This is a genomic window from Micromonospora sp. NPDC048063 (assembly GCF_043202855.1).
Lineage (GTDB): Bacteria > Actinomycetota > Actinomycetes > Mycobacteriales > Micromonosporaceae > Micromonospora.
Map to the genome: position 1 here is coordinate 276,884 of NZ_JBIDBG010000005.1, position 26,920 is coordinate 303,803.

General features: G+C 73.8%; 23 protein-coding genes. 8 read left to right on the forward strand and 15 right to left on the reverse strand.

Annotated elements, in window-relative coordinates; translation table 11 throughout:
• Positions 1-31: 31 nt before the first annotated feature.
• The 7 genes from ACGFZ2_RS16235 to ACGFZ2_RS16265 all read right to left on the reverse strand — a co-directional run bounded on the left by ACGFZ2_RS16235 (position 32) and on the right by ACGFZ2_RS16265 (position 7,666).
• Complete coding sequence (locus tag ACGFZ2_RS16235; RefSeq protein WP_393454187.1) at positions 32-898, reverse strand: MauE/DoxX family redox-associated membrane protein; 867 nt, start codon at positions 896-898, stop codon at positions 32-34.
• Between the two features lie 74 nt (positions 899-972).
• Positions 973-1,569, reverse strand: coding sequence for a cell wall protein (locus ACGFZ2_RS16240; protein ID WP_393454190.1), 597 nt, complete (start codon positions 1,567-1,569; stop codon positions 973-975).
• A 13-nt stretch (positions 1,570-1,582) separates the two neighbouring features.
• Positions 1,583-1,996, reverse strand: a complete 414-nt coding sequence (locus tag ACGFZ2_RS16245; RefSeq protein ID WP_350708163.1) for a hypothetical protein — start codon at positions 1,994-1,996, stop codon at positions 1,583-1,585.
• 102 nt (positions 1,997-2,098) lie between these two features.
• Positions 2,099-2,665: a GNAT family N-acetyltransferase gene (locus ACGFZ2_RS16250; protein WP_393454193.1), complete on the reverse strand. Its 567-nt coding sequence runs from the start codon at positions 2,663-2,665 to the stop codon at positions 2,099-2,101.
• Between the two features lie 11 nt (positions 2,666-2,676).
• Positions 2,677-5,151 (reverse strand): ATP-binding cassette domain-containing protein, encoded by a 2,475-nt coding sequence (locus ACGFZ2_RS16255; protein WP_393454196.1) that lies wholly within the window; start codon positions 5,149-5,151, stop codon positions 2,677-2,679.
• On the reverse strand, positions 5,148-6,092 hold the full coding sequence (locus tag ACGFZ2_RS16260; protein WP_393454199.1) for an ABC transporter permease: 945 nt from the start codon (positions 6,090-6,092) through the stop codon (positions 5,148-5,150). The genes ACGFZ2_RS16255 and ACGFZ2_RS16260 overlap by 4 nt, the downstream gene beginning before the upstream one ends.
• Entirely contained in the window at positions 6,089-7,666 is a 1,578-nt protein-coding gene (locus ACGFZ2_RS16265; RefSeq protein ID WP_393454202.1) for an ABC transporter substrate-binding protein, read from the reverse strand. Before ACGFZ2_RS16265 ends, ACGFZ2_RS16260 begins: the two co-directional genes overlap by 4 nt.
• A 171-nt stretch (positions 7,667-7,837) precedes the next feature.
• Between ACGFZ2_RS16265 and ACGFZ2_RS16270 the strand changes: the two genes are divergently transcribed.
• The 3 genes from ACGFZ2_RS16270 to ACGFZ2_RS16280 all read left to right on the forward strand — a co-directional run bounded on the left by ACGFZ2_RS16270 (position 7,838) and on the right by ACGFZ2_RS16280 (position 11,341).
• The gene (locus tag ACGFZ2_RS16270) at positions 7,838-10,288 is read left to right on the forward strand and encodes a PEP/pyruvate-binding domain-containing protein (RefSeq protein ID WP_393454205.1); all 2,451 of its coding nucleotides are present in this window, start codon (positions 7,838-7,840) and stop codon (positions 10,286-10,288) included.
• Between the two features lie 12 nt (positions 10,289-10,300).
• A complete protein-coding gene (locus ACGFZ2_RS16275) occupies positions 10,301-10,885 on the forward strand; it encodes a TetR/AcrR family transcriptional regulator (RefSeq protein ID WP_393454208.1) in 585 nt (194 codons plus the stop codon).
• Between the two features lie 96 nt (positions 10,886-10,981).
• On the forward strand, positions 10,982-11,341 hold the full coding sequence (locus ACGFZ2_RS16280; RefSeq protein WP_357702788.1) for a hypothetical protein: 360 nt from the start codon (positions 10,982-10,984) through the stop codon (positions 11,339-11,341).
• A 56-nt stretch (positions 11,342-11,397) separates the two neighbouring features.
• On the opposite strand, the gene ACGFZ2_RS16285 is transcribed toward ACGFZ2_RS16280, so the two are convergent.
• Together ACGFZ2_RS16285 and ACGFZ2_RS16290 are read right to left on the reverse strand one after the other, a co-directional pair.
• On the reverse strand, positions 11,398-13,266 hold the full coding sequence (locus ACGFZ2_RS16285) for an adenylyl cyclase (protein ID WP_393454211.1): 1,869 nt from the start codon (positions 13,264-13,266) through the stop codon (positions 11,398-11,400).
• A 190-nt stretch (positions 13,267-13,456) separates the two neighbouring features.
• Entirely contained in the window at positions 13,457-14,647 is a 1,191-nt protein-coding gene (locus tag ACGFZ2_RS16290) for a hypothetical protein (RefSeq protein ID WP_393454214.1), read from the reverse strand.
• A gap of 477 nt (positions 14,648-15,124) precedes the next feature.
• Here ACGFZ2_RS16290 and ACGFZ2_RS16295 point away from each other — a divergent pair, with 477 nt between their 5' ends.
• On the forward strand, positions 15,125-17,599 hold the full coding sequence (locus ACGFZ2_RS16295; RefSeq protein ID WP_393454217.1) for a low temperature requirement protein A: 2,475 nt from the start codon (positions 15,125-15,127) through the stop codon (positions 17,597-17,599).
• A 394-nt stretch (positions 17,600-17,993) separates the two neighbouring features.
• Here ACGFZ2_RS16295 and ACGFZ2_RS16300 read toward each other — a convergent pair whose 3' ends face one another.
• Complete coding sequence (locus ACGFZ2_RS16300) at positions 17,994-18,893, reverse strand: GNAT family N-acetyltransferase (protein ID WP_393454221.1); 900 nt, start codon at positions 18,891-18,893, stop codon at positions 17,994-17,996.
• A gap of 116 nt (positions 18,894-19,009) precedes the next feature.
• Here ACGFZ2_RS16300 and ACGFZ2_RS16305 point away from each other — a divergent pair, with 116 nt between their 5' ends.
• From ACGFZ2_RS16305 to ACGFZ2_RS16315, 3 genes are all read left to right on the forward strand, one after another.
• The gene (locus tag ACGFZ2_RS16305; protein WP_357702798.1) at positions 19,010-19,216 is read left to right on the forward strand and encodes a hypothetical protein; all 207 of its coding nucleotides are present in this window, start codon (positions 19,010-19,012) and stop codon (positions 19,214-19,216) included.
• Between the two features lie 156 nt (positions 19,217-19,372).
• Positions 19,373-20,143, forward strand: coding sequence for a rod shape-determining protein (locus tag ACGFZ2_RS16310; RefSeq protein WP_357702800.1), 771 nt, complete (start codon positions 19,373-19,375; stop codon positions 20,141-20,143).
• Between the two features lie 137 nt (positions 20,144-20,280).
• Complete coding sequence (locus tag ACGFZ2_RS16315) at positions 20,281-20,553, forward strand: potassium transporter TrkA (RefSeq protein WP_393454223.1); 273 nt, start codon at positions 20,281-20,283, stop codon at positions 20,551-20,553.
• 94 nt (positions 20,554-20,647) lie between these two features.
• On the opposite strand, the gene ACGFZ2_RS16320 is transcribed toward ACGFZ2_RS16315, so the two are convergent.
• On the reverse strand, positions 20,648-21,643 hold the full coding sequence (locus ACGFZ2_RS16320; RefSeq protein WP_393264023.1) for an alpha/beta hydrolase: 996 nt from the start codon (positions 21,641-21,643) through the stop codon (positions 20,648-20,650).
• A gap of 73 nt (positions 21,644-21,716) precedes the next feature.
• Positions 21,717-22,832 carry a DUF4185 domain-containing protein gene (locus tag ACGFZ2_RS16325; protein ID WP_393454225.1) on the reverse strand — a complete coding sequence of 372 codons (1,116 nt, stop codon included), beginning with the start codon at positions 22,830-22,832 and terminating at the stop codon, positions 21,717-21,719.
• Positions 22,833-23,224: 392 nt separating this feature from the next.
• Between ACGFZ2_RS16325 and ACGFZ2_RS16330 the strand changes: the two genes are divergently transcribed.
• Positions 23,225-24,709 carry a peptidoglycan DD-metalloendopeptidase family protein gene (locus ACGFZ2_RS16330; RefSeq protein ID WP_393264440.1) on the forward strand — a complete coding sequence of 495 codons (1,485 nt, stop codon included), beginning with the start codon at positions 23,225-23,227 and terminating at the stop codon, positions 24,707-24,709.
• 42 nt (positions 24,710-24,751) lie between these two features.
• Here ACGFZ2_RS16330 and ACGFZ2_RS16335 read toward each other — a convergent pair whose 3' ends face one another.
• From ACGFZ2_RS16335 to ACGFZ2_RS16345, 3 genes are all read right to left on the reverse strand, one after another.
• Entirely contained in the window at positions 24,752-25,039 is a 288-nt protein-coding gene (locus ACGFZ2_RS16335; protein WP_393454227.1) for a DUF1905 domain-containing protein, read from the reverse strand.
• 106 nt (positions 25,040-25,145) lie between these two features.
• The gene (locus ACGFZ2_RS16340) at positions 25,146-26,333 is read right to left on the reverse strand and encodes a hypothetical protein (protein ID WP_393454229.1); all 1,188 of its coding nucleotides are present in this window, start codon (positions 26,331-26,333) and stop codon (positions 25,146-25,148) included.
• On the reverse strand, positions 26,330-26,842 hold the full coding sequence (locus ACGFZ2_RS16345; protein WP_393454232.1) for a SigE family RNA polymerase sigma factor: 513 nt from the start codon (positions 26,840-26,842) through the stop codon (positions 26,330-26,332). The genes ACGFZ2_RS16340 and ACGFZ2_RS16345 overlap by 4 nt, the downstream gene beginning before the upstream one ends.
• Positions 26,843-26,920: the final 78 nt, after the last annotated feature.

Here is a 26,920-nt window from a genome sequence, read left to right on the forward strand (position 1 = left end):
CCGGTCGCCCGAGGGTGACGTGGGGGAGGCGTCAGACCGGCGCGACGGAGAGCCGAGGGCCGGCGGGCGGCGGCGCGGCGGCCAGGCTGAGCAGGGTGTGCCCGGTGGCGTCGTCGACCACGGCGACCCGCACGGCGTCGGGCTCCCGGTCGGCCAGCGGCACGGCGAACACCGCGGTCGCCGGGCGGCCCCGGTAGCGCGCGGCGTGCCCGACGAAGCGCCAGTCGCCGTCGTCCCAGTGTTCCCGCACGTCGGAGCGGAGCAGCGGGGCCACCCGCCGGTAGGCGTCGCTGAGCTGGAGCTGCTGCACGGTGGCCAGCAGCGGCACGCCGGTGCCGCCGCGCAGCGGATGGGTCAGCCGGGCGCGCAGCCGGCGCAGCGGCAGCAGCCAGGCCGCGTCCAGCTCCGGCGAGAGCGCCACCACCGCGGCCAGTTCGGCGACCAGCACGGCGCCGCCGGCCACCGGCCGCCCGGTGAGTGCGCCCGCCCAGCCGCCGTCGGCCAGCCCCGCCAGCCCGGCCGCCGGGAGCAGCAGCCCGGCCCGGGCCAGGCCGCGGCCGGAGACCGGGGTCGGCCGGGCGCTCAGGCACCCGCAGGAGGAGGTGGGGGCGGCGCGCCGGGCGTACGTCAGGTAGGCGAGGAACCCGGCGGTCAGGACGGCCGCGCCGACCGCCTCCAGGGGCAGCGCGGGCGGCAGCACGAGCAGCGCGCCGAGGGCCAGCTCGACACCGCCGAGCAGCCGGTACGCGGGCAGCGCCCGGTGCTGCCCGAGCAGGCGGACGAGCGCCGACCGGCCGGCCGCCGCGGCGGCGTGCCGGCTGAAGAGCTTCACGCGGGCGGACCAGATCAGCACCGCGCCGACGACCAGCGGTTGCAGCGCCGCGATCATGTCGAACATGTGGTCTCCATCGGGTGGTCCGGCGGGCGGCCTCCGGGCGGTCCGCGGCTGCGTAGCGCCCGGAGGCCGCGCCGTCAGGCGGCGGCGTAGACGGTGGCGATGTCGATCTCGTTGGTGTCCGGGTGCCAGGCGCCGAGCACCTGAACGTGCCGGCCGACCCGCAGCAGCGACATGTCGCTGACGGCCGGGGTGCCGTTGTAGACGGCGGCGGAGCGGTCCGGCACGACGTGCGCGACGATCCGACGGCCCTTGTGGTCGAGGTGCAGCACGTTGCGGCCGACCGCCGCGATGTGCCCGTGCAGGTTGACGATGTTGACCCACACGGCGTCCGCGGCGAGCGTGCCGTCGGGCAGGCGGACGCCGCGGGCGTAGAGCCCGTCGCCGACGGCGACCCGGTCGAACGTGGTCGGGTGCAGCTTCCAGATGCTCGTGCCGTCGGTGATCCGGATCGAGTGGAGCACGGTGTCCGAGCCGGTGACCAGCAGCATGTTGCCGGAGATCGTGCTGATCCGGCCCTCGGCGAAGTTCGGGTCCGGCGTGCCGGGTTCGACGGCCGCGGCGTCGGCGGCGAACGCCGCCTCGGGGGCGAGCGAGCCGAGCCCGGTGGCGCCGACCACGCCGCCGAGCGCGGCGGTGGCGAGCAGCCGGCGGCGCCTCAGGGTCTGGTCCATGGGGTCCTCCCGTTCAGACGCTGTCGACCGAGCAGGGCCGCAGCCCGGTGGAGAGACTGGCGATCGCGCTGTACGCCGCGGGCGTCAGGTCGATGATCCGGTTGCTGCCGCAGGCCGAGCCGCAGCAGGTGCGCTCGCCGCAGAAGAGGTCGGTCTGCGGGCCGCAGTCGGCGATGGCGGTGCCGACCCGGGCACCGTTGCAGAGGTTGGTGGTGTAGTGCCGGAAGCCGCAGCCGCGGCGGCTCATCCCGCTGATCCCGCAGACGTGCGGGCGGGTGATGGCCAGGCACGCGTCCGAGGTGTTCGGCCAGGCGTGCTGGTAGTTGCCGGACGAACAGGTGCCGCAGGCACCACCACCGGCCGAGCCGCAGGGACCCCAGGCGTTGCCGCAGCAGAACCACGACACCTCGCCTCTCAGAGCAACCACGGGTACCTCCCCTCCAGATCCGATCAACAGCGACGTTCATCGATATAGGAGGTGATTGTTGTGGCGTAAATCATCGAAGTCAATGGATGACTGGAAGGATTCTTACGCCCGCGGTCGGCGGCCGGCCAGCGGGATCCGGAAGTGGACGGTCTGGTGGGTGTCGGCCCGGCCGTCACGCGCGTCGTGCACCGGCTCGGCCACCGCCCGCCAGAACCGTTCGGCACCGTCGACCCGGGTGTCGGTGTGCAGGTACAGCTCCCGGTAGCGGGGTTGCCGGCCGACGAAGTCGACGGCGAGACCGACGAGGGCGCGGGCGAGCCCCCGGCGGCGGTGCTCGGGCCGGACGTAGACCCGGAAGAGCTGCGCGGTGGACTCCTCGGGGAAGCGCTCCGCGAGGGAGCGCGGGTGCGGTGGGCTCTTCGGCGCCGCGGCGCGGACGGCGGTGGTGCCGACGACCTCGTCGCCCCGGGTCGCGACGAACAGGGCGTGCGGTTGCGGCGTCAGGTAGGTGCCGGCCAGGTCGATGACGTCGTGGTGCCAGTCGGGGCGGTAGCCGTGGCCGAACTCCCGGTAGAACGTGTCGAGCATGACGCTGCGGGCCCCGTCGAGGTGCCGGCCGTCGGCCATCCGCACCTCGTACGCGCCCACGCCGTGTCGGTACTGCCGCATGGTCTCTCCCCTCATCGTGTCGCCGCCGGATCCGCCCGCCACTCCTCGTCGTCCCGTTGCCGACGCTCCGCGGCGGCGGGGAGCAGCGCGCGGGTCAGCGGGTGTCGGGCCGCGCCGAGCAGGGCGTCGGCGGGTCCCTGCTCGACGACGCGTCCGCCGTCGAGCACGACGATCCGGTCGGCGAGGCGGGCCACGACGTCGCGGTCGTGACTGATCACGACCAGCGCCAGGTCGCGGCGTCGGCGTAGGTCGTCCAGCAGCGCGAGGATGCGCTCCCGGGCGTCGCCGTCCAGGCCGGCGGTGATCTCGTCGCAGATCAGCACGCGGGGCTCGCCGGCGAGGGCGCGGGCCAGCGCCGCGCGGTGCAACTCCCCGCCGGAGAGCCGGTCGGGCGTGCCGGCGACGGTGTGTTCGGCGAGGCCCACCTGGTCGAGCAGGCGCAGGGCGGTGTGCCGGGCCTCGGCGTCCGTGGCGTCCCGCAGGCGCCGGGCGGCGCGGGCGACCTGGTCGAGGACCGGGCGGTACGCGTCGAAGCTCGCCCGGGCGTCCTGGAACACGTACTGGACGGCCGCGAGGTCGCGCCGGTCCCGCCGGTCGAGGTGCGGGTCGAGGCGTCGGCCGGCGAGCGCGACCCGGCCGCCGGTGGGCGGGTGCAGCCCGGCGACGCAGCGCGCCAGCGTCGTCTTGCCGCTGCCGGACCGGCCGACCACGGCGAGGCACTCCCCGGCGGCGGCCGTCGCGCCGACGCCGTGGACGACGGTGCGCCGGCGACCCCCGTGGCGGTGGGTGGCCACGAGGCCGGTGACGGCGAGCAGCGGCGGGACGTCCCGGCCGGCGGCCGGGCCCCGGGTCGGCGGGACGGGTGCCGCCTCCCGGTCGTGGTGGTCCCACGCCGCCAGGACCTCGGCCGTCGGGCCCTGCGCGACGGCGGTCCCGTGGCGCAGCACCAGGACGCGGTCCGCGACGGCGCGGACGAGAGGCAGGTCGTGACTCAGCAGGACCACCGCCATGCCGTGGCGGGCGAGCGCCGTCAGTTCGCGCGCGACGTCGCGGCGGGTGAGCGCGTCCTGCCCGGTGGTGGGTTCGTCGGCGACGAGGAGGACCGCCCGCGAGAGCAGGGCGTGGGCGATGACCAGCCGCTGTTGCTGCCCGCCGGAGAGCTGGTGGGGGAAGCGCCGCAGGAACCGGCGGTCGGTGGGCAGGGCCATCCGGTCGAGCACGTCGGCCACCGCCTGTCGACGCGCGCGGCGGGTCCGGCCGGGCGGGTGGCGCCGGGCGATCTCGCCGAGCACGGCGCCGACGCGGCGGAGGGGATGGAGCGCCACGGCGGGCTGCTGGGGGACGTACCCGACGGTGCCGGCCGGGGGCGGCGCGCCGGCGGCGACGGCCGAGCCCGCCAGCGCGATCCCGCCGGTGAGGCGGACGCCCGGCGTGGTCTCGCCGAGCAGCGCCCGGCCGGTGGTGGTCTTGCCGCTGCCCGACGCGCCGACGACGGCGAGGATCTCCCCGGCGGCGAGGTCGAAGGACACCCCGTCGACGAGCCGCCGCTGCCCGGCCGCGGCGGTCAGTCGCCGTACCCGCAGGAGCGGCCCGCCGGGCGGTGGTCGCCGATCGGCTCCGGGAGCCTGCGGGCCGGAGCGGCGGTCCCGGCGGGGCGGGCGGGCGCCCCGGGCGGGCGGCTCCGCGTCCCCGGGCGGCGGGGCCGGGTCGGCGCGGGCGGCCAGCACCTGGTCGGCGACCAGGTTGACGCCCACCGCCAGGGCGACGACCAGCGCGGCCGGTACGACGACGGCCCACGGTTGCAGGAACAGTCCGGTGCGGTTGCGGTCGACCATCACGGCCCAGTCCGCGGCGTCGGGGGCGACACCGACGCCGAGGAAGCTGGCCGTGGCGACCAGGTAGACCGCGCCGACGAACCGGACCCCGGCGTCGGCGAGCAGGACCCGCCGGACGCCGCGCCCCACGTACCCGCCGGCCCGGCGCCACCACGTCTCCCGGTGCAGGCGCATCGCCTCCATCGCCGGCCCGTGGGCGAGCGGCAGGGCGGCGGCCCGGGTGACCCGGGCGACCTCGGGAAGGGCGACGAGCGCCACGACGCCGACGAGGGTGGCCGGCCCGGGCCGTGCGACGGCGGCCACCAGGATCAGCAGCAGCAGGGACGGCACGGCGAGGACCAGGTCCAGCGGGCGCATGAGGATCTCGTCGACCCACCGGCGGCGGGTCGTCGCGGCGAGCAGGCCGACGGGGACCCCGACGAGGTAGGCCAGCAGGGTGGCGGCGACGGCCACCAGGACCACGGACCGGCCGCCGAGCAGCACCTGGTGCAGGACGTCCCGGCCGACGAAGTCGGTGCCGAGCGGCCCCTCGGGGGCGAACGGCAGACCGCGGGGAGCGGCGTCGCCGGCCAGGGCGGGGCCGAGCACGGCGAGGCCGAGCGGCACGGCGAGCAGCAGGCCCGCGACGAGCGTACGCAGCGGGGGCCTCACCGGACGGCTCCGGTACGCGGCGCGAGCCGGAACGCCACCAGGTCGGCGGTCAGGTTCACGGCCACGGCGGTGACGGCGACGAGTACGCACAGCGCCTGGACCGTGGGGACGTCCCGGGTGGAGACGGCGTCGACGAGGGCGGTGCCGAGACCGGGTATGACGAACACCGCCTCGACGACGATGACTCCGCCGAGCAGCCAGTCGGTGGTGCGGGCGAGCTGCTGGGCCACCGGGGCCAGGGCGTGGGGCAGCGCGTGGCGCAGCCAGAGTCGGCCGCCGGTGATGCCGAGCCGCCGGGCGTGCCCGACATGCTCGGCGCGCAGCGCGTCCACCATGCCGGCCCGGGTGAGCCGGCTGATCGTGCAGACGGGCCGGGCCAGCAGGACGAGCAGGGGCAGGACGAGGACGGCCGGCCGCGCGGACAGGTCGGCGCCGAACGCCGTGGGCGGCAACCAGCCGAGCTGTACGCCGAACCCGGCGACGAGGAGGATCGCCAGGGCGAACTCCGGCATGGCGTACAGGGCGACGGACCCGGCGGACAGCGCCCGGTCGAGCCGGCCCCCTTCGCGCCGGGCGGCCAGCATGCCGACGCCCACGGCCAGCGGCACCAGCACCGTCAGGGTGAGGGCCGCCAGCAGCACGGTGGCGCCGGCGCTGTCGGCGAGCCGCTCGGCGACCGGCCGCTGGGAGACCAGCGAGACGCCGAGGTCGCCCCGCAGGAGGCCGGTCAGCCAGTCGAGATAGCGCTGCCAGGCCGGCTGGTCCAGGTGCAGGTGCGCGCGGATCAGGGCGATGCGGGCCGGATCGGGCTGGTCACCGGCGATCACCACGGCGGCGTCACCGGGCAGCGCCTCGGTGAGCACGAAGACGACGGTGGCGACGCCGACGACCTGCCCGACGCCGAGCAGCAGCCGCCGGGCGGCGTAGCGGGGCAGGCTCATCCGAGCCAGACCTTGTCGAAGCGGGCCCAGTCGAGGGTGTTGGCGGGGGCGTCGGCCGAGACGCCGCCGACGCGTGGGCTGGTGGCGACGAGGAAGTCGGCGAAGCCCCAGATCAGGAAGCCGCCCTCGGCGTGCAGCATGCGCTGCATGTCGCCGTACGCCTGCCGTCTGGTCTGCTCGTCGGCGCTGGAGACGGCCCTGGCGTAGTGGGCGTCGAAGTCGGGCCGGGCCCACCTGGTGGCGTTGGTGGTGGAGTGGGTGAGCAGCCGCTGGGAGATGTGCGTCTCGATGGGCATGGCGCCGGAGCGGTACGAGGCCAGCACGCCCGAGCCGAGGATGTCCCTCCAGTAGGTGTCCTTGTCGCCGATCCTCGGTTCGACGACGAGGCCGGCCTTCCTGGCCTGCTCGGCGAAGACGCTGGCGGCCTCGACGAAGCCGCTGGCCACCGGCGCGGTGTCGAGCGGCACGCGCAGGCCGCGGGCGCCGGCCCGGTCGACGAGGAACCGGGCCCGGTCGAGGTCGTGGGAGCGCTGGGCGATGTCGTCGGCGTAGTGCTGGTAGCCCTTGCCGAACAGGTCGTTGCCGACCTGCCCGGAGCCGGCGAGCACGGTGTCGACGAGCTGCCGCCGGTCGGTCAGCAGGAACATGGCCTCGCGCAGGTCGCGGTCGCCGAACGGGGGACGGTCCACCTTCATCGCGAAGGACTGCATGGTGCTGTTCGGCATCCGCGTGACGGTCATCCGGCGGTCGGCGGCGTACGTGCGGGCGGTGGTCGGGGTGACGTCGTGCGCGTAGTCCACCTGGCCGGCGAGCAGGGCGTTGACCCGGGCGGACTCCTCGTTGCTGGTCAGGTACTCCAGCTCGTCGAGGTGGGCCGCGCCGTCCCAGTGGTCGGCGTAGCGCCGCAGCAGCAGCGACCGGCCCGGCCGCCAGGTGTCGAACGTGAACGGGCCGGAGCCGACGGGACGCTCGAAGGTCTCCGTGCCCTCGGGGACGACGTAGGCGCCGAAGGCCGCGAGGGCGTTGGGGAACTCGGCGAAGGGCCGCTTGAGGGCCAGCTCCACGACGCGGTCGCCGACCGCCCTGCTCGCGGCCAGGTCGACCATGTCGAGGCTCGCCCGGGCGCGGAAGGCCCGCTTCGGGTCGGTGATGCGCGCGTAGCTGTACAGGACGTCGGTGGCGCGTACCGGCCGGCCGTCGTGGAAGGTGGCCTGGCGCAGGGTGATCCGCCACCGGGTGAGGTCGGCGCTGGGTTCCCAGCCTTCGGCGAGGCGGGGCCGGATGGAGACGTCGGGGCCGTAGTCGGCGAGCTTGTCGAACATCGCCTTGGCCCGCGACGCCTCGTTGAACAGGTTCGCCAGGTGGGGGTCGAGGGTCTCGTTGGCGCCGCCGCCGGCGAACGCCGCCCGCAGCCGCCCGCCGCGCCGGGGCCGGCCGGACGGGGCGGCGTCCGGGCCGGTGTGGACGCCGCAGCCGGTCAGCGCGACACCGGTCGAGGCGGCGGCGGAGAGGGCGGCGGCGCCGAGCAGACCGCGGCGGGTCAGCCTCGGCGTGGCGGAGGGCGAGAGGGCCATGCTGGCGGGTCCTTCCGGAGGCAGGTGGACAGTCGTGCGGGCGGTCGCCGAAACGATAACGGTTTCCATTTGTGTTTCGCTCGGGAGGGTCGCCGGAGGCATGGCATTGCACCTGCATTGCGAACGACGTACGGTGATAGCAATGCAGGCGTATTGCAAAAAGGGGTCGGCATGCGTGTGATCGCGTTGTCCGAGGTGACCGGGGACATGACCGAGCTGGTGGGCGGCAAGGCGGCCCGGCTGGCGGAGCTGGCGCGGTCGGGCGAGCGGGTGCCGGACGGCTTCTGCGTCACCACCGCCGCCCACGAGCGGGGCGTGGCGCCGCGGGCCGAGATCGCGCAGGCGTACGAGCGGCTCGGCGGGGGACCGGTGGCGGTGCGCTCCAGCGCGACCGTGGAGGACCTCCCGGACGCCAGCTTCGCCGGGCAGCAGGACACCTTCCTCGCCGTCACCGGGATCGCCGATCTCCTGACGGCGATCGAGGGATGCCGGCGCTCGCTGCACGACCCCCGCGCCGTCGCCTACCGCGACGCCCACGGGATCGACCACGCGTCGGCGCGGATGGCCGTACTCGTGCAGCGCATGGTCGACCCGGTGACCGCGGGTGTGCTGTTCACCGCCAACCCGCTCACCGGCTGCCGCACCGAGATGATGGTGGAGGCGGCCGAGGGGCTCGGCACGGCCGTCGTGGACGGCAGCGCCGCCGTGGAGCGGTACATCCTCGACGGACCGCCCCGGGCCGGTGCCGGCCTGCTCACCGCCGAGCGGCTGGACGAGCTGCGGGACGCGGGTCGTCGTCTCCAGGAACGGTTCGGCTGCCCGCAGGACGTCGAGTGGGCCTACGACCGGCAGGGCGTGCTCTGGCTGCTCCAGTCGCGGCCGATCACCACGCTGTTCCCGCTGCCGCCGGAGACCGGGCGGCCGGCTCCCCGGGTCTACCTGGAGTTCGGCCACGTGCAGGGCATGCGGCAACCCGCCACCCCAATGGGCATGTCCACCCTGAAGTCGCTGGTGGCGGCGATGCTGGCGTCGTTCGGCCTGACCGTGGAGATCACCGACATCGGCGGGCGCCTCTACGGCGACCTGACCGACCTCGCGCGGCACCCGTCGACCCGCAACCGGCTGGTCAAGCTGATGGCGGTGGACTTCGGGCCGCGGGCCCAGGCGGTGATGGAGCACGTGCTCGCCGACCCGCGCTTCGCGCCGCTGCCGGCTTCCGGTCCGGGGCGTAGGGCCACCGGCCCGGCGCTGCGGACCGCCGCCCGCGCGGCGACCGGGGTCGTGCGGGCGCTGGCCCGCCCGGAGGCCGCCCGGGCCCGACTGTTCCGGGAGGTCGAACGTCTCCGGGTCGGCTCGGCCGCGCCCGCCGGGCTGGACACCGCCGCCGAACGGCTGCGGTACGTGCGCGACGAGGACCCGTCGGCCGGCCCCGACGACATCGTCTGGCCGATCGTCGCCGGGATGCTCGCCGCCACGCTGCCGGCCTCGCTGCTGCGGGGCGTGGCCGGCCCCGGCGAGATCGACACGGTGCTGGGCGGCATGCCGCACAACGTCACCATCGAGATGGACCTGGCGTTGTGGCGGCTGAGCCAGCAGGCCGCCGCGCATCGTCACCTGCTGCTCACCACCCCGCCGCACGACCTGGCCACGGCGTACGCGCGGGGAACGCTGCCCGACATCGGCCTGGCGGCGTTCCTGGACCGCTACGGCCACCGCGCCGTCGCCGAGGTCGACCTCGGGGTGCCGCGCTGGGACGAGGACCCGACCCCGGTCTTCGCGATGATCGCCAACTACCTGCGGGTCACCGACCCGGAGCAGGCCCCGGACCGGCGCTTCGCCCGCGCCGCCGTGGCCGCCGAGGCCGCCTGCGCGGACCTCGTCGCCCGGGCACGCCGGCGCCGGCCGGTCCGTGGCCGGATCGCCGGATTCCTTCTGCGCCGGGCACGGATGCTGGCCGGCCTGCGGGAGGCCGGCAAGTTCGCCGGCCTCTACCGGCTGCGGGAGATGCGCCGGCAACTGCTGCTCGTCGGCGCGGAGCTGGCGGAGCGGGGGCTGCTGGGGCGGCCCGACGACATCATGTTCCTCACCCTCGACGAGACGCACGCGGCCGTGCACGACGGCGCCGACCACCGCTCGACGGTCGCCGCGCGCCGCGCGGCGCACCGGCGGGAACTGCGCCGCCCGGCGGTGCCGGTGGCCCTGCTCTCCGACGGCACCGACGTCGAGGCCGTCCTCGCGCCGCCGCCGGCCCCGGACGGCGCCCTGCGGGGGGTGGGCGCGGCGGCGGGCCGGGCGACCGGCCCGGCCCGGGTGGTCCACGACCCGGCCACCGCCCACGTCGAACCCGGCGACGTGCTGGTCGCCGCCACCACCGACCCGGGCTGGACGCCCCTGTTCCTCACCGCCGCCGCGCTGGTCACCGAGACGGGGGCGGTGATGGCGCACGGCCCGACGGTCGCCCGGGAGTACGGCATCCCCGCCGTCATCTGCGTCCCCGACGCCACCCGCAGGATCCGGACCGGCCAACTCGTCACGGTGGACGCCGCCGCCGGCACGGTGACCCCGCACCCCGCCCCCGGGGCCACGGAGCGGTCGGTGGTCGGCGAGGCGTCCGCGTCGTGACAGCATGAGGCCATGCCGAAGAAGGTCGACCGCCACGAACGGCGCACGCTGATCGTGGCCGCCCTGATGCGCGTCGCCGCACGTCAGGGCGTGGAGGCCGTGAGCCTGCGTCACGTGGCGGCCGAGGCCGGGGTCTCGGCCGGAATGGTCCAGCACTACTTCCGCACCAAGGACGAGATGATGGCCTTCGCCATGACCGTCGTGCGGGAGCGCAGCCAGGCCCGGGTGACCGACGCGATCGCCCGGCTCGGCGAGGACCCGGCGCCCCGGCTGCTGCTCCGCACGATGGTCGCCGCGCTGCTACCGCTGTCCGAGGAGTCGCTCGCCGACGGGCGGGTCGCCCTGGCGTTCCTCGCCTACGCGGCGGTGCGGCCGGACGTGGCCGCCGGCATGCGCGAGGACACCGACCAGCTGCGCGCCTTCGTCGCCGGTCTCATCCCGGGTCCCCGGCGGGACGAGTACGCGGCCGGCGTGCTGGCGCTGATGGAGGGGCTGGGTGTCCACCTGCTCGGCGGCCACTACACCGCCGAGCAGGCGCTCGCCGCGTTGGACGCCCACCTCGACCTCGTCTTCGCCGGCGGCGGGACGTCTCGATAAAAGTTTTCGTCTCCATTGATGATCCTCTTGGAACTTATCTCCAGAGCGACTACCCTCCTGGGGACCACCTACCGTCCATCGTGGAGGAGACTGGTCATGCGCAAGCTGATGTCAGCGGTCGGAGCGGGGGCCCTGCTGACCGTGGGGTTGTTGGCCGGCGCCGCCCCGGCGCAGGCGGCGAGCTGCACCCTCGTGCAGTCCGAGATCTACAACGGCGCCAACATGATCGCCTGGTCCCAGGGGCTGCAGGGCTGTTCGGGTGACGTCTACTGGGAGATCCAGTCGGGCGACGCGGGTGGCTGGCAGGTCGCGCAGAGCGGCACCACGCACTACGACAACGCGGTCCAGAGCTACTACGGTGACGTCGAACTGCCGTGCTACCTGCGGGTCTACGCGAAGTTCGGCAGCCAGGAGAAGCTGACCCAGCCGGTGCAGAACTACAACTGCGCCGGCTGACGCCCGCCGGCACGGGCCGCAGCCGCACGGCTCCGGCCCGTGCCGAGAGCCGCCGCTCAGGGCGTCGGATACCGGGCGACGTAGACCGGCGCGCCGACCCGGGTCGGGTCGGCCGGCCCGCCCACGCCGTTGACCACGTGGTCGATGGTGCCGGCGCTGAGGTTCACGGTCATGACGTGGTGCAGCCGCACGCCGGGCGTCACCGGCACCTCGAAGCCGTTCTCGGTGTGGATCGACGGGTTGTTCTGGTTGAACACGTAGACCCCGCCGCCGTGCAGGGTGTGGTGCCGCACCCGGCCGTCGACCTTGTAGCCGGCCCAGCCCTCAACGTCGCCGTCCATCCAGTCCGCCTGCGTCGGCGGATCGTAGGGCAGCTCGTTCTGGTAGAGGATCGTCGTGCCGTGCTCGCCGGTCCAGACCGTGTTGTACCGCTGGAAGTGCTCGACGAACAGGCCGGTGGCCGTCACATGGTCGCCGTTGACGACGACGCCGTGGCGGCCGGTGTTGGTCCGCCAGCGATCGGTGTCACCGTTCACGCCCTCGGTGAAGCCCTCGACGCCGTGGTCTCCGCGCCACACCCAGGTGTGGTCGATGAGGACGTGGTCGGCGTTGACCTCCAGCGCGGTGTCCGCCCTGCCGACATGCGGCCCGCCGACCCGGAAGTACACGTCGGACAGCGTGATCGGGTTGCGTGGGGTGCTGGCGTTGCGGCCGTGCTCGCGGCCCACCCGCAGCAGCGCCGGCGACTCGGTGGGGCCGGCGTCGACGGTGACGCCGGCGACGACCACGCCCGGGACGCCGGCGACGTCCAGGGGTACGGCGCCGTCCACGGCGGTCAGCGTCGCGTGGCCGAGGCCGAGGACCACGGTGTCGGGCCGCCTGACCTCGATGCTGCGGGCGATGTCGTACACACCGGGGGTGAGCAGCAGGTGCCTGCCGCGCGCGAGCTGGCGGTTGATGACGTGCACCGGGTCCGACGGCCGGGCGACGAAGAAGTCACGGATCGGGATGCTCCGGCCCGGTGTCGTGCCCGCGCCCCAGGAGATGCCCCGGCTGTCGCGCCGGGCGGCGGGCACGCGGACGTGGTACCCGCCCTTCGCGTCGACGTACAGGTAGGGCTTCTCCCGGCTGAGCGGCGTGGTGTGCAGCGTGGTGTACGGCGGGTCGGGGAAGCCGGCGTCGTCGGGGGCGCCCACGGTGCCCGCGAAGACCTGGTTCCACACCGCGTTGGACCAGCCGCCGACCTCGCTGTTGCGGGTCAGCCACTGCTGCTGCGAGCCGTTCGTGGTGAGGGGCAGCCGCGAGTCTGCGATGAAGCCGCCGCTGGCGTACTGCGGGCCCGCCGTGCAGTAGTCCATCAGGGACAGCCCACCGCCGCTGATGTCGAGCCGACGCATCGACACCGCCTGCGACACCGCCCAGAAGTTGGCCGACGAGCGGCAGCCGTCCTGGCCGGCGGCGTTGACGGCGATCGACAGGTTGGACAGGGTGCGCCAGAAGTTGACCAGGGCGATGCAGTTGCCCGTGCCGCCGCCGGAGAGGCACCGGTTGTAGACCTCGACCTTGCCGTTGACGCCGACGTCGGTGGGGGAGGCGCCCAGGCCGGCGACCTCTGTGTAGTAGCCGACCCTCACCTGCAACGGCTGCTCGGCGGTGCCGTACGTGCCGGGCATGAAGAGGTACGCGTGCCGCGCGGTGCCCATCTCGTCGTCGACCTGCCGGGCGTGCGCCGCGTCCAGGGTCGCCTGGATCTCGCCGACCGGCATGCCTGGGTCGAAGATCGTCACGTGGGGCCCGAAGTCCGGCGGGCCGGGGCGGGGCGGCCCGGCGGCGGCCGGGCCGGCCGTGCTGGCGGCGGTCGTCAACACGAGGCCGAGCACGAGCGCCCGGCCGAGTCGTCGTCGGCGGGTGGACTGGATTCTCATGTGGACCGTCCTCTCCGTGAGAGCGCTCTCTCGACGTGGCATGTTTCTACCCTGTCGACGGAGCCGCGCGCTACGGCAGCGGACCTCGATCCTCGCTCCGCACGGCGCCACCCGGTGGCGCCGTGCGGAGCGAACCGACGGCGCCACCGGGTACGGCCCGCGCATCAGGCGGGACGACCTCCGGGCGGGATCACACCGTCCCGACGGGGCGCTGGTGGGCGCCGGTGATGTCGGTGCCGGCGATGTGCGGCGTGGAGCCGGTGACGAAGAGCCGGTAGCCGTCGTGGTAGCCGAGGTAGGAGCCACGCTGGTGGTGGGTCACCCGCAGGTTCAGCCGCGTGCCGGCGGCAACCTGGACCTGGATCGTGTCGGCCAGCTCGACGGAGTTCGACACGGCGAGCACCCGCCCCGTGTCATCGGTCAGCCGCAGGTCGAAGTCGTCCACGAGCGCCGTGCCACCCGCCGCGCCGCTCGGGTAGTCCAGGTGGTTGGTCGCGGCGCTGCTCACGTACCCCGACAGGGTGGCGAGGTCGTAGCGCATCCACTTCGGGACGACGTTGACGGTGACCCACTGGGTGCTCTGGGAGGTGAACCGGTAGTCGACGGAGCTGCCGGGCGACAGCGTGCTGCGCTCCACCATGAACGAGGTGTCGTTGCCGTAGCCGAGACCGCGGGCGTACTCGTCGCGGTATTGCTCGTACAGCTCGTAGCTGCGGGTGGAGGTCCCGTACGGCACGGTCGCGGTACGGCGTACCGCGCCGCCGCTGGTGACGTACGCGCCGTCGGCCGTGCGCCCGAGCCCGTGCGCGCCGGCCGGGCCGAGTGGACCCAACGGGCCGAGCGGGCCGAGCGGCCCGACGGGGCCCAGCACGCCCCACACGCCGCCGGCCTGGACCTGCTTGCTGAAGTCACCCAGGCTGGGCAGCGTCCCGTGGTACGCCTCCGGCGACAGCGGCCCGTCGGGGCCGAGCGGGCCCCACTCGCTCATCGGCCCGCCGTACCAGCCGAGCATGCCTGCCCAGTCGTCCCAGGCCGTCCCGGTGATCCAGCTTGACGGGTGCCACGGCTCGACGCCGATCGGACCGGCGACGCCGAGCGGCCCCCAGGGGCCGATCAGCCCGTAGTGGCCCAGCGGGCCCATGGGCTTGAGGTAGTCGGCGGGGCGCAGCGGGTCGCCGGAATAGGTGGTCTGCACCGTGGGGCTCACCGTGGACAGGTCGCCGCCGAGGGCCTCCACCGAGGTCGCCGACACGTAGCCGGTGTCCGCGGCCCGGGCGGGGGGCGCCGCCGCGACGACGCCCACCGTGGCGGCGAGCAGTGCGGTGAGAAGGCGCCGTCGGGCCGGCGTCGCCCGGCAGCGTGCTGCGGATGTCCCCTGCATGTGTCGTGCTCCCGTGTCGTGTCGTCGATGGACCTGGCCGGCGCCCCGGCATGCCCGGACACGCGTCACCGCAGCCGACGGCGCCGCCCCTCTGGATGGGCGGGGACGGGTGGCGGGTAGTGCCTCGGCGTCGGAAATCACGCGCCGACCGGGCCGGGAAACCGGCCCACAGAGCCTACAAAGGGACGGGCCGCGCGGGAAATCCGAGAAAGCGTGATTTTCGTCTTCTTGACTCCACCACGGGCCGCCGCCGCCAATGCGGCGGCGCCCGACGGCTCGCCCGCGACGATTTCGGTGGACGACTGGAAAATCCGGGTGGGCCGGCAGGGAAATGACGCAGAAAGCGACGGCGTGAAATGCGGGGCCTGCCGTCGCCGCCCCGCAGACCGCCGGGCGTGCCGGCCGGGCGGCGCCGACTCCCGGGCCCGCTTCCCGGATCCGCTGTCCACCCCGCCGGGCCTTGGCAGAGTGGGGAACGTGACCGAGAAGGGGCCGACGGTGGCGGCCGGCCGGATCCAGCTGGTCGGGGAGTCCAGCGCGGTCAGCCGGCTGGAGCTCTTCCTCGACCTGATCTTCGTCTTCGCCTTCATCACCGTGTCCAGCACGGCCGCGTCCGACCTGACCGTCGCGAGCCTGCTGCACGGCGTGGTGCTACTGGTCCTGCTCTGGACCTGCTGGCTGTCGTACGCCTGGCTCGGCAACGTCGTCCGGGTGGACCGGGGCGTCATGCCGGTGGTCATCTTCGGCCTGGCGGCGCTGATCCTGGTCGTGGGGGTGACCCTCAACGAGACGTTCTCCGACAAGCCGGGCGGCCTGCACGGGCCGCTGGTCGTCGTGGTCTGCTACCTGGTCGTCCGCTCCGGCGCGCTGCTGGTGGCCACCGTCGCCGTCTGGCGGGATCCCGCCGCCCGGCGCACGTACCCGCGTGTCTGGGTGCCCCTGCTTGCCGCCGCGCCGTTGCTGCTGGCCGCGGGCCTCCTGCCCGTCGGCGCGTTCGGTGCCGCCGGCGAAGCCCGGGAGTGGACCCGCTTCGCGCTGCTGCTGGCCGCCTTCCTCGTCGAGTACCTCGGGATAGCGATCATCGGCGTGAGCTGGTGGCGCGTCCAGTCCGTCAAGCACTGGACCGAACGGTTCCATCTGATCATCCTGGTGGCGTTCGGCGAGATCATCATCTCGGCCGGCACGGGCCAGGGTGTCGGCTGGGCCAGCCCGGTCACCTGGGCGGTGGTCGGGGGCGCCGTGCTCAGCATGCTGCTGGTGGGCGTGCTCTGGTGGACGTACTTCGACATCGCCAGGTTCTCCGCCGAGGACGCGCTGGAACAGGCCTCCGGCGTCGCCCGCTCGCGGCTCGCCCGGGACGCGTACACGTTCCTGCACCTGCCGATGATCGTCGGGCTGATCCTGCTCTCGCTCGGGCTCAAGCACACGTTCAACAGTGTGGCGTTCCAGTCGGTGCGGTCGGAGCCGGCGCTCGGCCTCTTCGCCCTGTACGGCGGGGTGGCACTGTACCTGCTCGCCCTGATCGCCTTCGAGCGCCGGACGATCGGCATCTGGGGCCGCGGGCCGCTCGTCGGCCTCGTCCTGGTGCTGGCGCTCGTCCCGGTGGCGGCGCGGGCGCCGGTGGTCGCCCAGTTGGGGCTGCTCGCCGCCGCGGTCGCCAGCCTGGTCCTGCTCGACCGCACCGTCTTCCGGGTGCGGCACCGGGCGCTGCACCGGGCGATCGAGCCGGTCACCGAGCGCTCCACCGGAGTCACGCCCAAGGAACTCTTCCTCGACCTGGTCTTCGTCTACGCCTTCATCCAGGTCACCGAGCTGATGACCGCGCAACCCGGCTGGCGCGGGCTGCTCCAGGGGCTGGCGGTGCTCGTGCTGCTCTGGTGGGCGTGGTGCAGCTACGCCTGGCTCGGCAGCTCGTTCCGCACCGAGAACGCCCTCGCCCGGCTCCTGCTCCTCGGCGCCGCGGCGAGCATCCTGGTGATCGCCGTCGCCGTGCCCGCGGTCTTCATCGGCCTGCCCGGCGGCCTGCCGGGACCGCTGGTCTTCGTGACGTGCTACGGCCTCGTGCGCGCCCTGAACTTCGTCGCGTTCTGGACGGTCGCCAGGAAGGACCGGCTGTTCCGCGGCCAGTTGGTGCGCCTCGCGGTGTCGGCCGCCGTGGCGCTCGCGCTGCTCTACGCCGCCGCCATCGTCCCGCCGCCGTCGGACGATCCGCAGGCCTTCCGACCCGTCCGTGCCGCCCTGTGGGCCGCGGCCGTCATCGTCGAACTCGGCAGCGGTTACCTGCTCAACGCCCGGCACTGGCCGGTCCGCTCCGCCGAGCACTGGGCCGACCGGTTCGGCCTGATCATCCTCGTCGCGCTCGGCGGCGCGATCGTCTCGACCGGCGCCTCGGTGAGCAACCGCGCGGTCTCCGTGCCCGTGGCCGTCGCCTCCGTGCTGAGCCTGGTGGTGGTCGCCATGCTCTGGTGGGCGTACTTCGACGTCGACGCCACCGCGGGGCAGCGAGGCGTGCAGAGACTGCACGACGGCCGGCGCAGCCGGCTCGCGCTCGAGGCGTACACGTACTCGCACCTGCCGATGATCGTCGGGGTCGTGCTGGTCGCGCTCGGGCTACGCAAGACGGTGGCGGAGGTCGAGCGGGTCGCCGGACCCGTCGGGTGGTGGGACATGTCCCACCTCACCCTCTACGGCGGGGTGATCGTCTTCCTCCTCGCCGACCAGGCCTTCTGGTGGCGCATCCAGCACCGGGTCCGTGGCCTGCGGCTCGTCGCGATCGTGGCGCTGGTCGGGCTGACGGCGGTGACCACCGCGGTGTCCCGGCTGGCGGGGCTGGCCGTCCTCGCCGGCGCCCTGTGCGCGTTCGCGCTGGCCGAGGCCGTCGGCACCCGCCAACTGCGGCACGCCGCGCACGACCCGCTGGTCCCGGAGTCGTCCGCGCCGCCCCAGCGCTGACCGGGAGCCGCTTGCCTGCCGACCGCCCACTGGCGAGGCCGTTCGGCCGGAAGGCGCCGTGTCGTGACCACTCCGATCAACGCTCCGCGGTGGTTCCGCGCCCGCCGAGCCGGCCCGGAAGAAATGCCGGGCCCGTCATTCGGTACGCCGGAGACGGCAATTCCCCACCGTCGTCATCGTCACACGGCAATGGGGGTAGACCACACGGAGAAACTACCCGGATTGGTGCCCCGGCCCATGGCGGTCAGAGCAGAATGCGCGCAGCGGGAACGAGGGCCGGCGTCAATTGATTCGCCATTCCCGTCGCCCTGCTGGCGTCGTTCCGCCCGTCGCCCGTTGCCCGTCCGCCCGTCGCCCGGGCTCGCCGTCGGGCGGCGGCGCGGCGGTCGACACGTCACGGCGTCAGGCGCTTCTCGAACCAGTGGTGCGCGTAGTGCTCGGTGTTGTAGGGCTCGATCTCCCGGTAGCCGGCCGCGCGGTACATCGCGATCGCCTCGGTGAGGTTGCGATTGGTGTCCAGCCGGACGGCGGTCCGGCCCCGTGCGGCGGCGTGTCGTTCCAGCTCGCCGAGCATCCGCCGCCCGACCCCGAGCCCGCGTACGGTGTCCGCCACCCAGACCCGCTTGATCTCGGCGGGCGCGTCGCGGTGGAGCTTGACCGCGCCGCACCCGACGGGCTCGCCGTTGAGGGTGGCGAGCAGGAACAGGCCGGCCGGCGGGACGAGGTCCTCGTCGTGCACCGGGTTGCTCCGGCTCGGATCGAACCCGTCGTCGAAGCGTCGGGAGACCTCCCGGGCATAGGCCCGCGTGCAGGCCCGGGCCCGCGGGTCGCCGGGCGGGCAGGGTGCGATGACCACCATCGACGCGACGAGCAGCCGCTCGACCTCGGCCATCGCCGCGACGAGCCGCTCCCGGCGCCGCGCGGACAGCGGCGCGAGGATCGACGAGGCGAACTCGTCGGAGCGCCTGTCGAGTTCGGACCACTCCGCCCGGCCGGCGTCGGTGAGCGTGGCGACCCGTACCCGCCCGTCGCCCCCGAAAGGGTCGGAGGGCCCGACGGTGACCAGCCCGTCGTGCTCCAGGGTGCGCAGGAGCCGGCTGAGGTGGCCCGAGTCCAGCCCGAGCCGGGCCCGGAGCGCCGCGACCTCGCTGCCACCGGGGCCGATCTCCCACAGCACCCGCGACTGCGCGAGGGGACGCCCGCGCGCCATGTACGCGTCGTCGAGGGCGCCCACCCGCTGGGTCACCGTCCGGTTGAACCGCCGCACCGCGGCGACGAGCTGATCCGAGGTCATGAAACCTGACTTAGTCAGCTATCTGTCCCGGCGCCAGGGCTTGCGGAACCGGCGGCCGGGTGGCGCCCGTCGAACGCCGTGGCCGAGCGGCCGGTCGCCCGGCTATGGTGTCGGCCATGCAGGATCGGCACGGTCTCCGCCGCGTCGGCAAGCGCGTCTCGCTGTCGGCGCTGCTGATGCTGGCCGTGCTGGTCATGGTGCTGTCGGCGGCGCGGGCCGTCGGGCTGTGCATCGTGTTCCGGTGCACGCGGCGGGCCGTCCCCGGTTGCGTGCCGGCGTGGTCGGCGGACCGTGCTCCGCCCAGGCTGACGTTCGCCGTCTGAAGCCTGTTCGCCTCCCGACGCCCTACGGCGCCGGCCCGTGGCTTGGAGCACCATGCCGACCCTGCGTCACGACACGCGCCCCCGTTCCCTGTCCGTCGGTGACGGACCGCCCCGACCGACGACGTGCGCCGCCGCGCCCGCTCCGGCGCGGGGGCGATGAGCATGCTGGCTCCCGGCGCGTACGCCCGCCTCGGCGTACGGCATCCCGTCGCCCTCGACCTCGGCACGTCGACGGTGCGCGTGTGGACCCCGGTGCACGGGGAGGTCGTCACCGAACCCGCCGTCGTCGCGCGGATACCCTCCGGCGGCCATGCCGTCGGGCGCGCCGCGATGGACCTGCGCGCCACCAGCGGCGCGAAGCTGTTGTGGCCGGTGCGGCACGGCGTGGTGGAGGACTTCTTCACCTGCGTACACCTGTTGCGGGTGGTGGCGGCGGCCGCCGGGCGGCCGGGCGACGACGTCTCACCGGTCGTCGTCGGCGTGCCGGCCACCGCCACGTTGCAGCAGAAGAACCTCCTCGTCGCGGTGGTCCGCCGGGCGCTCGGCGGGCGCGTCGCCACCGTGGAGGAGCCGTTGGCGGCCGCCCTGGCCTGCCAGGCCGACCTGGACCGCGACGACGTCGTCGCCGTCGACATCGGGCACGGCCGCACCGAGATCGCCCGCATCGCCGACCGCGCGGTCGCCGCCGCCGAGCACGTCGACGTGCCCAACGCCGTCGACCAGGTGCCGTTCATCGCGGCCGCCGTGCGCCGCGTCGGCGCCCGCCCGGTCGGCCCGGGTCGACGTCGGCTGCTGATCACCGGTGGCGGGGCGGCGCATCCGGGGCTCGCGGCCCGGCTGGCCGCCCTGACCGGCCGCACCGTCACGATGCCCCCGGATCCGCACCTGGCCACGCTCGCCGGCCTGCGCCTGCTGCTCACCGGCTGACCCCGCGCGACGGTCCCCGCACGGCGCGGCGACGACGCACCGTGCCTGCCGTCGCCGCCGCGGCCGGACGTGCCCCTCGTCCGGCCGTCACCGCACCGCGCCCACCGGCTGCGGTTCCCTCATTACCTGGAGTTCCGATGGACGTCGAACTGACACCGCTGCCCGGCATCGGTTTTCGCCGCATGTTCACCACCGACGCCGGATGCCGCGTCGGGGTGGTGACCCACTACGCCGGCGGCCGGCGCGAGTTGGTCTACCACGACGGCGACGACCCCGACGCCACCCGCAGCATCATCCTCAAACGCGACGAAGCCGTCGCCCTCGCGGGACTGCTCGGCCTCCTCGACGTCTTCGACGTCACCATCACCGCGCCCGACGATTCCGGCCGGCAGCCCGCCGCGCCGCGGTGAGTGCCCGCCGGCGCGGATTCCGTGCACCGCGCAGCCTGCGACGACGTCCCTGCCGCGCCACGGCTCGGGTGGCGCGGCGGGGACGTCGACGAGGTCAGCCGGCGCGGCGGAGGCGGCGGAGCATGCCGTCGAGGTCCTGGACGAAGAGCTCGTGCCGGAAGTAGTGGCCCCCGGGAACCTCGCGCCACTCGTGCGGGATGCCGGCGCGGGCGAGAGCCGCCCGGAACTCGCGCTGGCCGGCCAGCACCTGGGTCTCGTTGACGGTGTCGAACCAGTTGACCGGGTCGGGCGAGGTGCCGGCGGCGAGGAAGACGCGCTTGTTGTGGTAGCTGCCGATGCGCTGGACGGGGTTGTCGGCGCTGACCCGGGCCTCGTCCCACAGCGGTGCGCCGTAGACCGTGCCGCCGCCCAGGTCCAGCGCCGCCGAGGTGGCGTTGGCCCAGTGCACGACCAGGCCGAAGTCCCGGCGCAGGCTGGCCGGACCGGAGTGGGAGCTGACCGAACAGAAGTGGCCGTAGTACTTCGCGGCGTACTTGAGGGCGCCGAACCCGCCCATCGAGAACCCGGCGACCGCGCGTCCGTCGTACTCCGGGAACGTGCGGAAGTTCGACTCGATCCACGGCAGCAGTTGCGCCATGTGGAAGGTCTCCCAGTTGCGGGGGCCGGTGTTGCTGTGCACCGGGTTCGAGTACCAGCCGGTCGAGGCGTCCGGCATGACGACGATGATCTCCCGGCCGGCGGTGAGATTGATGATGTTGTCCTGCAGGTGGAAGGTGCGGAAGTCGGCTCCGCCGCCGTGCAGGAGGTACAGCACGGGATAGCGCCTGCCGCTGGTGTGGTAGCCGTCGGGCAGCAGGACGTTGACCGCTGGGTCCCACTCGACGGCGGCGGTGGCGAAGCGGTAGTACTGCAGCCGGCCGGGGTTCTCGTTGCGGTCGACGATGTGCAGGCCGTGGCCGTCGACAGCGGCGACCGCGGGGGACGACGCGGAGAACGCCCCGACGAACGCTCCGGCGGCGGCGACTCCCGCCGTGCCGGCCAGCAGGCGCCGGCGGCTCACTCGACGACGGACGTTGCCACTCTCACTCATGGTTTCCCTCCAGCGCCGGGGCCGCGTCGACCCGGCGTGACGACTGCTGCGCGCCCGCCTCCGTCCGGCGGGTTCACGCCGACGCGACGAATTGACTGACGTGGTACGCGGTGCTCCGGTTGTCGGGCGTCCTGGTCCACTTCGACACCATCAGGTGCAGGTCGTTGGCCCGGCGGCTGGACCACGGGTGGATGAAGCCGCCGTAGAGCCCGGGCTCCTGCCACGGCGTGACCTGGACCTTCTCCGCCGTCCAGACCTGGTCCGGCCCGCCGGCGGTGCGGGTGACGATGCAGCCGGTCGCGCAGTTGAGGTAGGACATCACCCAGGTGCCGTCGGCGAGCCGCCGCACCGACGGCTCGCCGAACCGGCCGGTGAGGATCGGCGTGCACGGGCGGCTCCAGCCCCAGTTGGTGCCGTTCCAGCCCCAGCCCTCGTAGGACTCGGGATAGAAGAGCCGGTCCCAGCGAACGCGGCGCAGCATCATCGGGCCGTCCTGCCGGCCCGAGCGCACCGAGAAGACGTACACCCAGTCTCCGTCGCGCTGCATCGTCCACATCTGGAAGGGGTCCGTGTTGGTGCCGTCGTTCCACCACTTCAGCGGCGTACGGACGAAGTCGTTGCCGTTGTCGCTGTAGGCCAGCCCCGCGTAGCGCGACTTCCAGTGCGGCCCGGCGGGGCCGGCGGAGTTCCAGTTCTCGATGCTCATGTACGAGACGAGCTGGCGGCCGGTCTCGGGGAAGCTGATGCCGTCGTTGGGGATGACGGTCACCTCCCAGAGGCCGTCGATGCCGACGCCGTTGTGGCCGTTGTGCATCAGCTCGGGAGCCCGCCCGTTGCCGGCGACCCGGGCGGCGCTGTCGAAGACGATCCCACCGCTCGACCCCGGGTGGACGTAGGAGCGCAGCATCACCGGTGAGCGCCAGTCGTTGGGCAGCGGCGGGCCCTCCGGCCACGGCGTGTTGAAGGTGTCGCCGAACAGGTAGCCGATGGAGCCGTTCTCCAGCACGTACGGTATGCCGAGGTCGGTGCCGGCGACCTGCCACCGGTGGTTGGTGTCCAGGTCGGCGCCGGTGAGGCGCTTCTTCCAGTAGGCGGCCTGGGCCGCGCCGGGGGCCAGGGCCGGCGCGACCGCGGCGGCCGCGCCGACCACGGCGACCTTCCCGAGCAGTGAGCGGCGGTTGATCGTCATGACCGTCCTTGTCGCGAGCGTGCGGCGGGCAGGGCGGAGAACTGTGGCGCCGGAACGGATGCCGACCTGATCAAGCGACCCTCGTCGATGTATAGCTGGAAGCTACGGCCAACGTCCGGCGCGGTCAAGCGCGCTCCGGCGCCGAAGGATGTTTGCGGGTGGCTAGTGACACCCTGCCGGAAACTTTCGTCAATCCATTGACAGGCGTCACCGCCCTTCTCCAGACTCGCGCCATCGGAGCCCCGCTCGCCCGCGCTCCGAGCACCGCCCAGACCGACCGTCGGGCCGGCGCGACCGCAGATCGCACGGCCCGTTTCCGCAGCCGCCACCACCGCAGCGAGGAGCCGCCCGTGCGTACCGTAGGCATCGTCCGCCGACTGGGCGTGGCGCTCGTGGCCGCCGTGGTGACGTGGGCGGCGCTGGCCGTGGCGGCCGGCACACCCGCCGGCGCCGCCGCGCCCACCTTCAAAGCCCCGTTCCCGTGCGGGCAACGGTGGACCTACAGCCACCACAGCAGCGAGGTCCGTCAGGCGCTGGACTTCGTCCGGGCCGACGGCGGGGTCACCGACGGCACCCCCGTGCTCGCCTCGGCAGCCGGCACCGCCTACCGCTACTCGCAGCCCAGCGGCGCGGGCAACTACATCGCCATCGAGCACGGCGGCGGATGGAAGACCTACTACTTCCACCTCGCCGCCTACTCGGTGGCCAACGGCGCGACAGTCGCCCAGGGCCAGCAGATCGGGCTGACCGGCAACACCGGCAACTCCTTCGGCGCGCACATCCACTACGAGCAGCTGTACAACGGCGTCGGGCAGAGCATCGTCATCAACGGCATCTCCCTCGCGCCGTATCCGGGCTCCTACCACCAGCGGTACCTCACCAGCGACAACTGCGGTCGCCCCGCCGAGCCCGTCGCCGGTCGGGCGTTCGGTTTCGGCGACGGGCAGCACGTCGTGGCGGTGGGTGCGGCGGGGTCGTTGGTGAACCTGTCGTGGTCGCCGGGTGCGGGACTGGTGCGGGCGGACTGGGGCGGGGGCCCGCTGACGGGCAAGGCGGTCGGGTATTCGCACGCCGGTCAGCAGCACGTGTTCGCGCGGGGGAGCGACAACACGTTGCGACACTGGTGGTTCGGGCCGGGCATGGCCTCTCCCGGCTTGGACGACTGGAACACGGTCGGGCGGGTGATGTCGAATCCGACCGGCTTCGCGTACGGCAGTCAGCAGCACGTGTTCTACCGCAATCCGGAGGGGAACCTGGAGCACCGCTTCTACGACCTGAACACGGGCCAGATCGCCGGTGGGGTGTGGCCGGGTGGTGGGTTCGTGGGGAATCCGTACGCGTTCGTGCATCGGGACCAGCAGCACGTCTTCGCCCGTACGGCCTCGGGTGGGTTGATCCACTGGTACTGGTGGCCGGGCATCAACCCCGCTACGGACAACTGGGGTGTGACCTCGGGTGTGGCGTCGGACCCGACCGGGTTCTCCTACGGCGGCAACCAGCACCACGTGTTCTTCCGCAATGCCGACGGCAGGTTGCAGCATCGGTTCTTCGACGATCCGTCCGGCACGCTCAACGGTGGCGTGTGGCCCGGTGGTGGGTTCGTGGGGAACCCGCACGCGTTCGTGCACCGCGATCAGCAGCACGTCTTCGCCCGTACGGCTTCGGGCGACCTGGTCCACTGGTACTGGTGGCCGGGGATCAACCCGGGCGTCGACGACTGGGGCGCCCGTGGTGTGGTGACCGACGACCCGGCGGGACTGTCGACTCCGAACCAGCACCACGTGTTCTACCGGACGACGAACGGCACCCTCGAACACCGCTTCATCGACGACACCACCGGCCGACTCACCACCGACAACTGGGGCGGAGCGCTGTAGGGTCCCGGCCGGGACGCCTCCGGCCCGACCCGGTCACCCGGGTCAGACGTCGACGACCAGGCGCACCGTGACGGCGTCTCCGACCGCGAGCCCTTCGGCCTCGCGCACCCCGGCCTTCACCGGCACGAGGTAACGCCCGTCCTTGGGGAACAGCGACGTCCGCCACCCGGTGCCCCCGATCCGGGCCGTCACCGGGATCATGCCCCAGCCGTAGCTCACGGACGCGCAGGTCGCGTTCAGCTCGCGGGAGTCGTCTTCCGGCACGGGGACGAAGTGCCACGGCGCGGGGCCCCTCCAGAAGAACATCTCGCCGCTGAACTCCACCTCCATCGGCTCAGCATAGGGCCGCGAACTTTCGCGGCGGCGGGCCGAGGCTGCCGGTGACGGTCGTCGCGACGGCAACCCCGGCCCGGCCGCGCCTCCCCGGGTCGGAGTGTCACCGGCAGCGCCACACCACCGGGACAGCCCGGGGACCGCCGACCGACCCGCCACCCGCGACGAGGCGACCGTCCCGGCTGATCGCCACGGCGTAGTTCGACATGTTGGTGTCGTGGTCGTGCAGGTCCGGCAGCGTCACCATGCCCTGGTGGCTGGCGAGCAGTCCCTGCCCCTCCCGGCTGCCGACGAGCCAGCCGTCGGCACTGACGCCGCGACCGCCCATCCGCATCCCGGGGAAGGTCTGGACCTCGCCGGTGCGCAGGTTCCACCGCGTCGGGACGTCACCGCGTGGCCCATCCGCGGTGCCGGCCACCCAGTCCCCGAAGATCGACATCGCGCGTGTGGCGACGGCTCTCTCGCCGTCGACGACCGGTGGCGGCAGTTCCCGCAGCGTGCCGTCGGGCAACCAGGCGTACGCCTGGAACAGGGTGGTGCGCTGGCGGTTGAGCGTGCCGACGATCGTGCCGTCGGCGGAGATGTCGCTGGCCTCGCCCTCCCAGTCGCCGTCCGGCATCGGCAGCACCGTCGGTTGGTCCGTCGGGGTTCGCCAGACCAGGGGCTGTCGGAGCCCGTTCGCACCGACCACGACACCGCCCTCGTTGATCGCGTTGGCCCGCGTCGAGGGCTGCCCGGGCAGATGCGTCACGGTGCCGTCGCGGTAGATCCACGCCCGTTCACCGACGGTGCCGCTGACGCCGACCGCCTCGCCGCGGGAGTTGATGTCGGTGGGCAGTTGCTGGTCGCCCGGCACCGGGATCACCTGGAGGCGGCCGTTGTCCCAGATCAACATGTCGAGACCGGTGCCGCCGCGGCCGGGGTTCGTCCGACCCACGATGTAGCGACCGGTCGGATCCATGCCGATCACCATGTCCATGACGCTGCCCGCCGGCACCGGCAGCCGCTCGACCGGGCAGGCCGTGGGCAGGCCGCGCGGCGGCTCCGACCTGGACGCGGCCGGCGCCGGATGGGTCGGACGTCGTACGGCGTCGATCACGGCGGGCGCGGCCACGACCGCCAGCGCGGTGACCGCTGCCGCCGCGGACACCCGGATCCGCGTGGTCCGTCGTCGGGCCGCTCGGCGTCCCGCCTGCACGATCTCCTCGGCGGAGAGCCGAGGCCCCGGCGCGATCGAGTCGGCCCGCCGCTCGAGTGCGTCGGCGAGTCCCCGGTCCGGTCGGTCGTTCATGGCGTCACCGCCCCCTTCTCCGCATCCTGTTCCTCCAGTTGACGGCGTAGCGCGGCGAGACCCCGCGACGCGTGGCTCTTCACCGTGCCCCGCCGGATGTCCAGCACCTCGGCGATCTCCGCCTCGGCCATGCCCTCGTAGTAGCGCAGCACCAGCACGGCCCGCTGCTTCGGCGGCAGCGTCAGCAGGCGCTGCCACATCGCGTCGTGCTCCAGGCGCGCGTCCGTCTCGTCCACGCCGCCGCGGTCCGGCACCGTGTCGACCGGTCGCTCCCGGTACGCCCGGCCCCGCCACCACGACGTCGCGGTGGTGACCAGCGCCCGCCGCACGTACCCCTCGACGGCGGGGTCCCGGATGCGCGACCACCTGACGTACGTCTTGATGAGCACCGTCTGCAGCAGGTCCTCGGCCCTGTCGCGGTCGCCGACCAGCAGGTAAGCGCTGCGCAGCAGCGCCGCCGAACGCGCCGCGACGAACGACCGGAACGCGTCCTCGGCAACCTCGTCCATCGAACCTCCACACCGCCCTATCCGACTGCTTGGACTAAGGACGCACTCGCCCGCCGATCGGTTGTCCTGGTGCGCGGC

Bases quoted from the DNA above. Each gene is read 5' to 3' on its own strand.
- ACGFZ2_RS16235 (WP_393454187.1), bottom strand. From the start codon at position 898: ATGTTCGACATGATCGCGGCGCTGCAACCGCTGGTCGTCGGCGCGGTG.
- ACGFZ2_RS16240 (WP_393454190.1), bottom strand. From the start codon at position 1,569: ATGGACCAGACCCTGAGGCGCCGCCGGCTGCTCGCCACCGCCGCGCTC.
- ACGFZ2_RS16250 (WP_393454193.1), bottom strand. From the start codon at position 2,665: ATGCGGCAGTACCGACACGGCGTGGGCGCGTACGAGGTGCGGATGGCC.
- ACGFZ2_RS16260 (WP_393454199.1), bottom strand. From the start codon at position 6,092: ATGAGCCTGCCCCGCTACGCCGCCCGGCGGCTGCTGCTCGGCGTCGGG.
- ACGFZ2_RS16265 (WP_393454202.1), bottom strand. From the start codon at position 7,666: ATGGCCCTCTCGCCCTCCGCCACGCCGAGGCTGACCCGCCGCGGTCTG.
- ACGFZ2_RS16270 (WP_393454205.1), top strand. From the start codon at position 7,838: ATGCGTGTGATCGCGTTGTCCGAGGTGACCGGGGACATGACCGAGCTG.
- ACGFZ2_RS16275 (WP_393454208.1), top strand. From the start codon at position 10,301: ATGCCGAAGAAGGTCGACCGCCACGAACGGCGCACGCTGATCGTGGCC.
- ACGFZ2_RS16280 (WP_357702788.1), top strand. From the start codon at position 10,982: ATGCGCAAGCTGATGTCAGCGGTCGGAGCGGGGGCCCTGCTGACCGTG.
- ACGFZ2_RS16285 (WP_393454211.1), bottom strand. From the start codon at position 13,266: ATGAGAATCCAGTCCACCCGCCGACGACGACTCGGCCGGGCGCTCGTG.
- ACGFZ2_RS16290 (WP_393454214.1), bottom strand. From the start codon at position 14,647: ATGCAGGGGACATCCGCAGCACGCTGCCGGGCGACGCCGGCCCGACGG.
- ACGFZ2_RS16300 (WP_393454221.1), bottom strand. From the start codon at position 18,893: ATGACCTCGGATCAGCTCGTCGCCGCGGTGCGGCGGTTCAACCGGACG.
- ACGFZ2_RS16305 (WP_357702798.1), top strand. From the start codon at position 19,010: ATGCAGGATCGGCACGGTCTCCGCCGCGTCGGCAAGCGCGTCTCGCTG.
- ACGFZ2_RS16310 (WP_357702800.1), top strand. From the start codon at position 19,373: ATGAGCATGCTGGCTCCCGGCGCGTACGCCCGCCTCGGCGTACGGCAT.
- ACGFZ2_RS16315 (WP_393454223.1), top strand. From the start codon at position 20,281: ATGGACGTCGAACTGACACCGCTGCCCGGCATCGGTTTTCGCCGCATG.
- ACGFZ2_RS16320 (WP_393264023.1), bottom strand. From the start codon at position 21,643: ATGAGTGAGAGTGGCAACGTCCGTCGTCGAGTGAGCCGCCGGCGCCTG.
- ACGFZ2_RS16325 (WP_393454225.1), bottom strand. From the start codon at position 22,832: ATGACGATCAACCGCCGCTCACTGCTCGGGAAGGTCGCCGTGGTCGGC.
- ACGFZ2_RS16335 (WP_393454227.1), bottom strand. From the start codon at position 25,039: ATGGAGGTGGAGTTCAGCGGCGAGATGTTCTTCTGGAGGGGCCCCGCG.
- ACGFZ2_RS16340 (WP_393454229.1), bottom strand. From the start codon at position 26,333: ATGAACGACCGACCGGACCGGGGACTCGCCGACGCACTCGAGCGGCGG.
- ACGFZ2_RS16345 (WP_393454232.1), bottom strand. From the start codon at position 26,842: ATGGACGAGGTTGCCGAGGACGCGTTCCGGTCGTTCGTCGCGGCGCGT.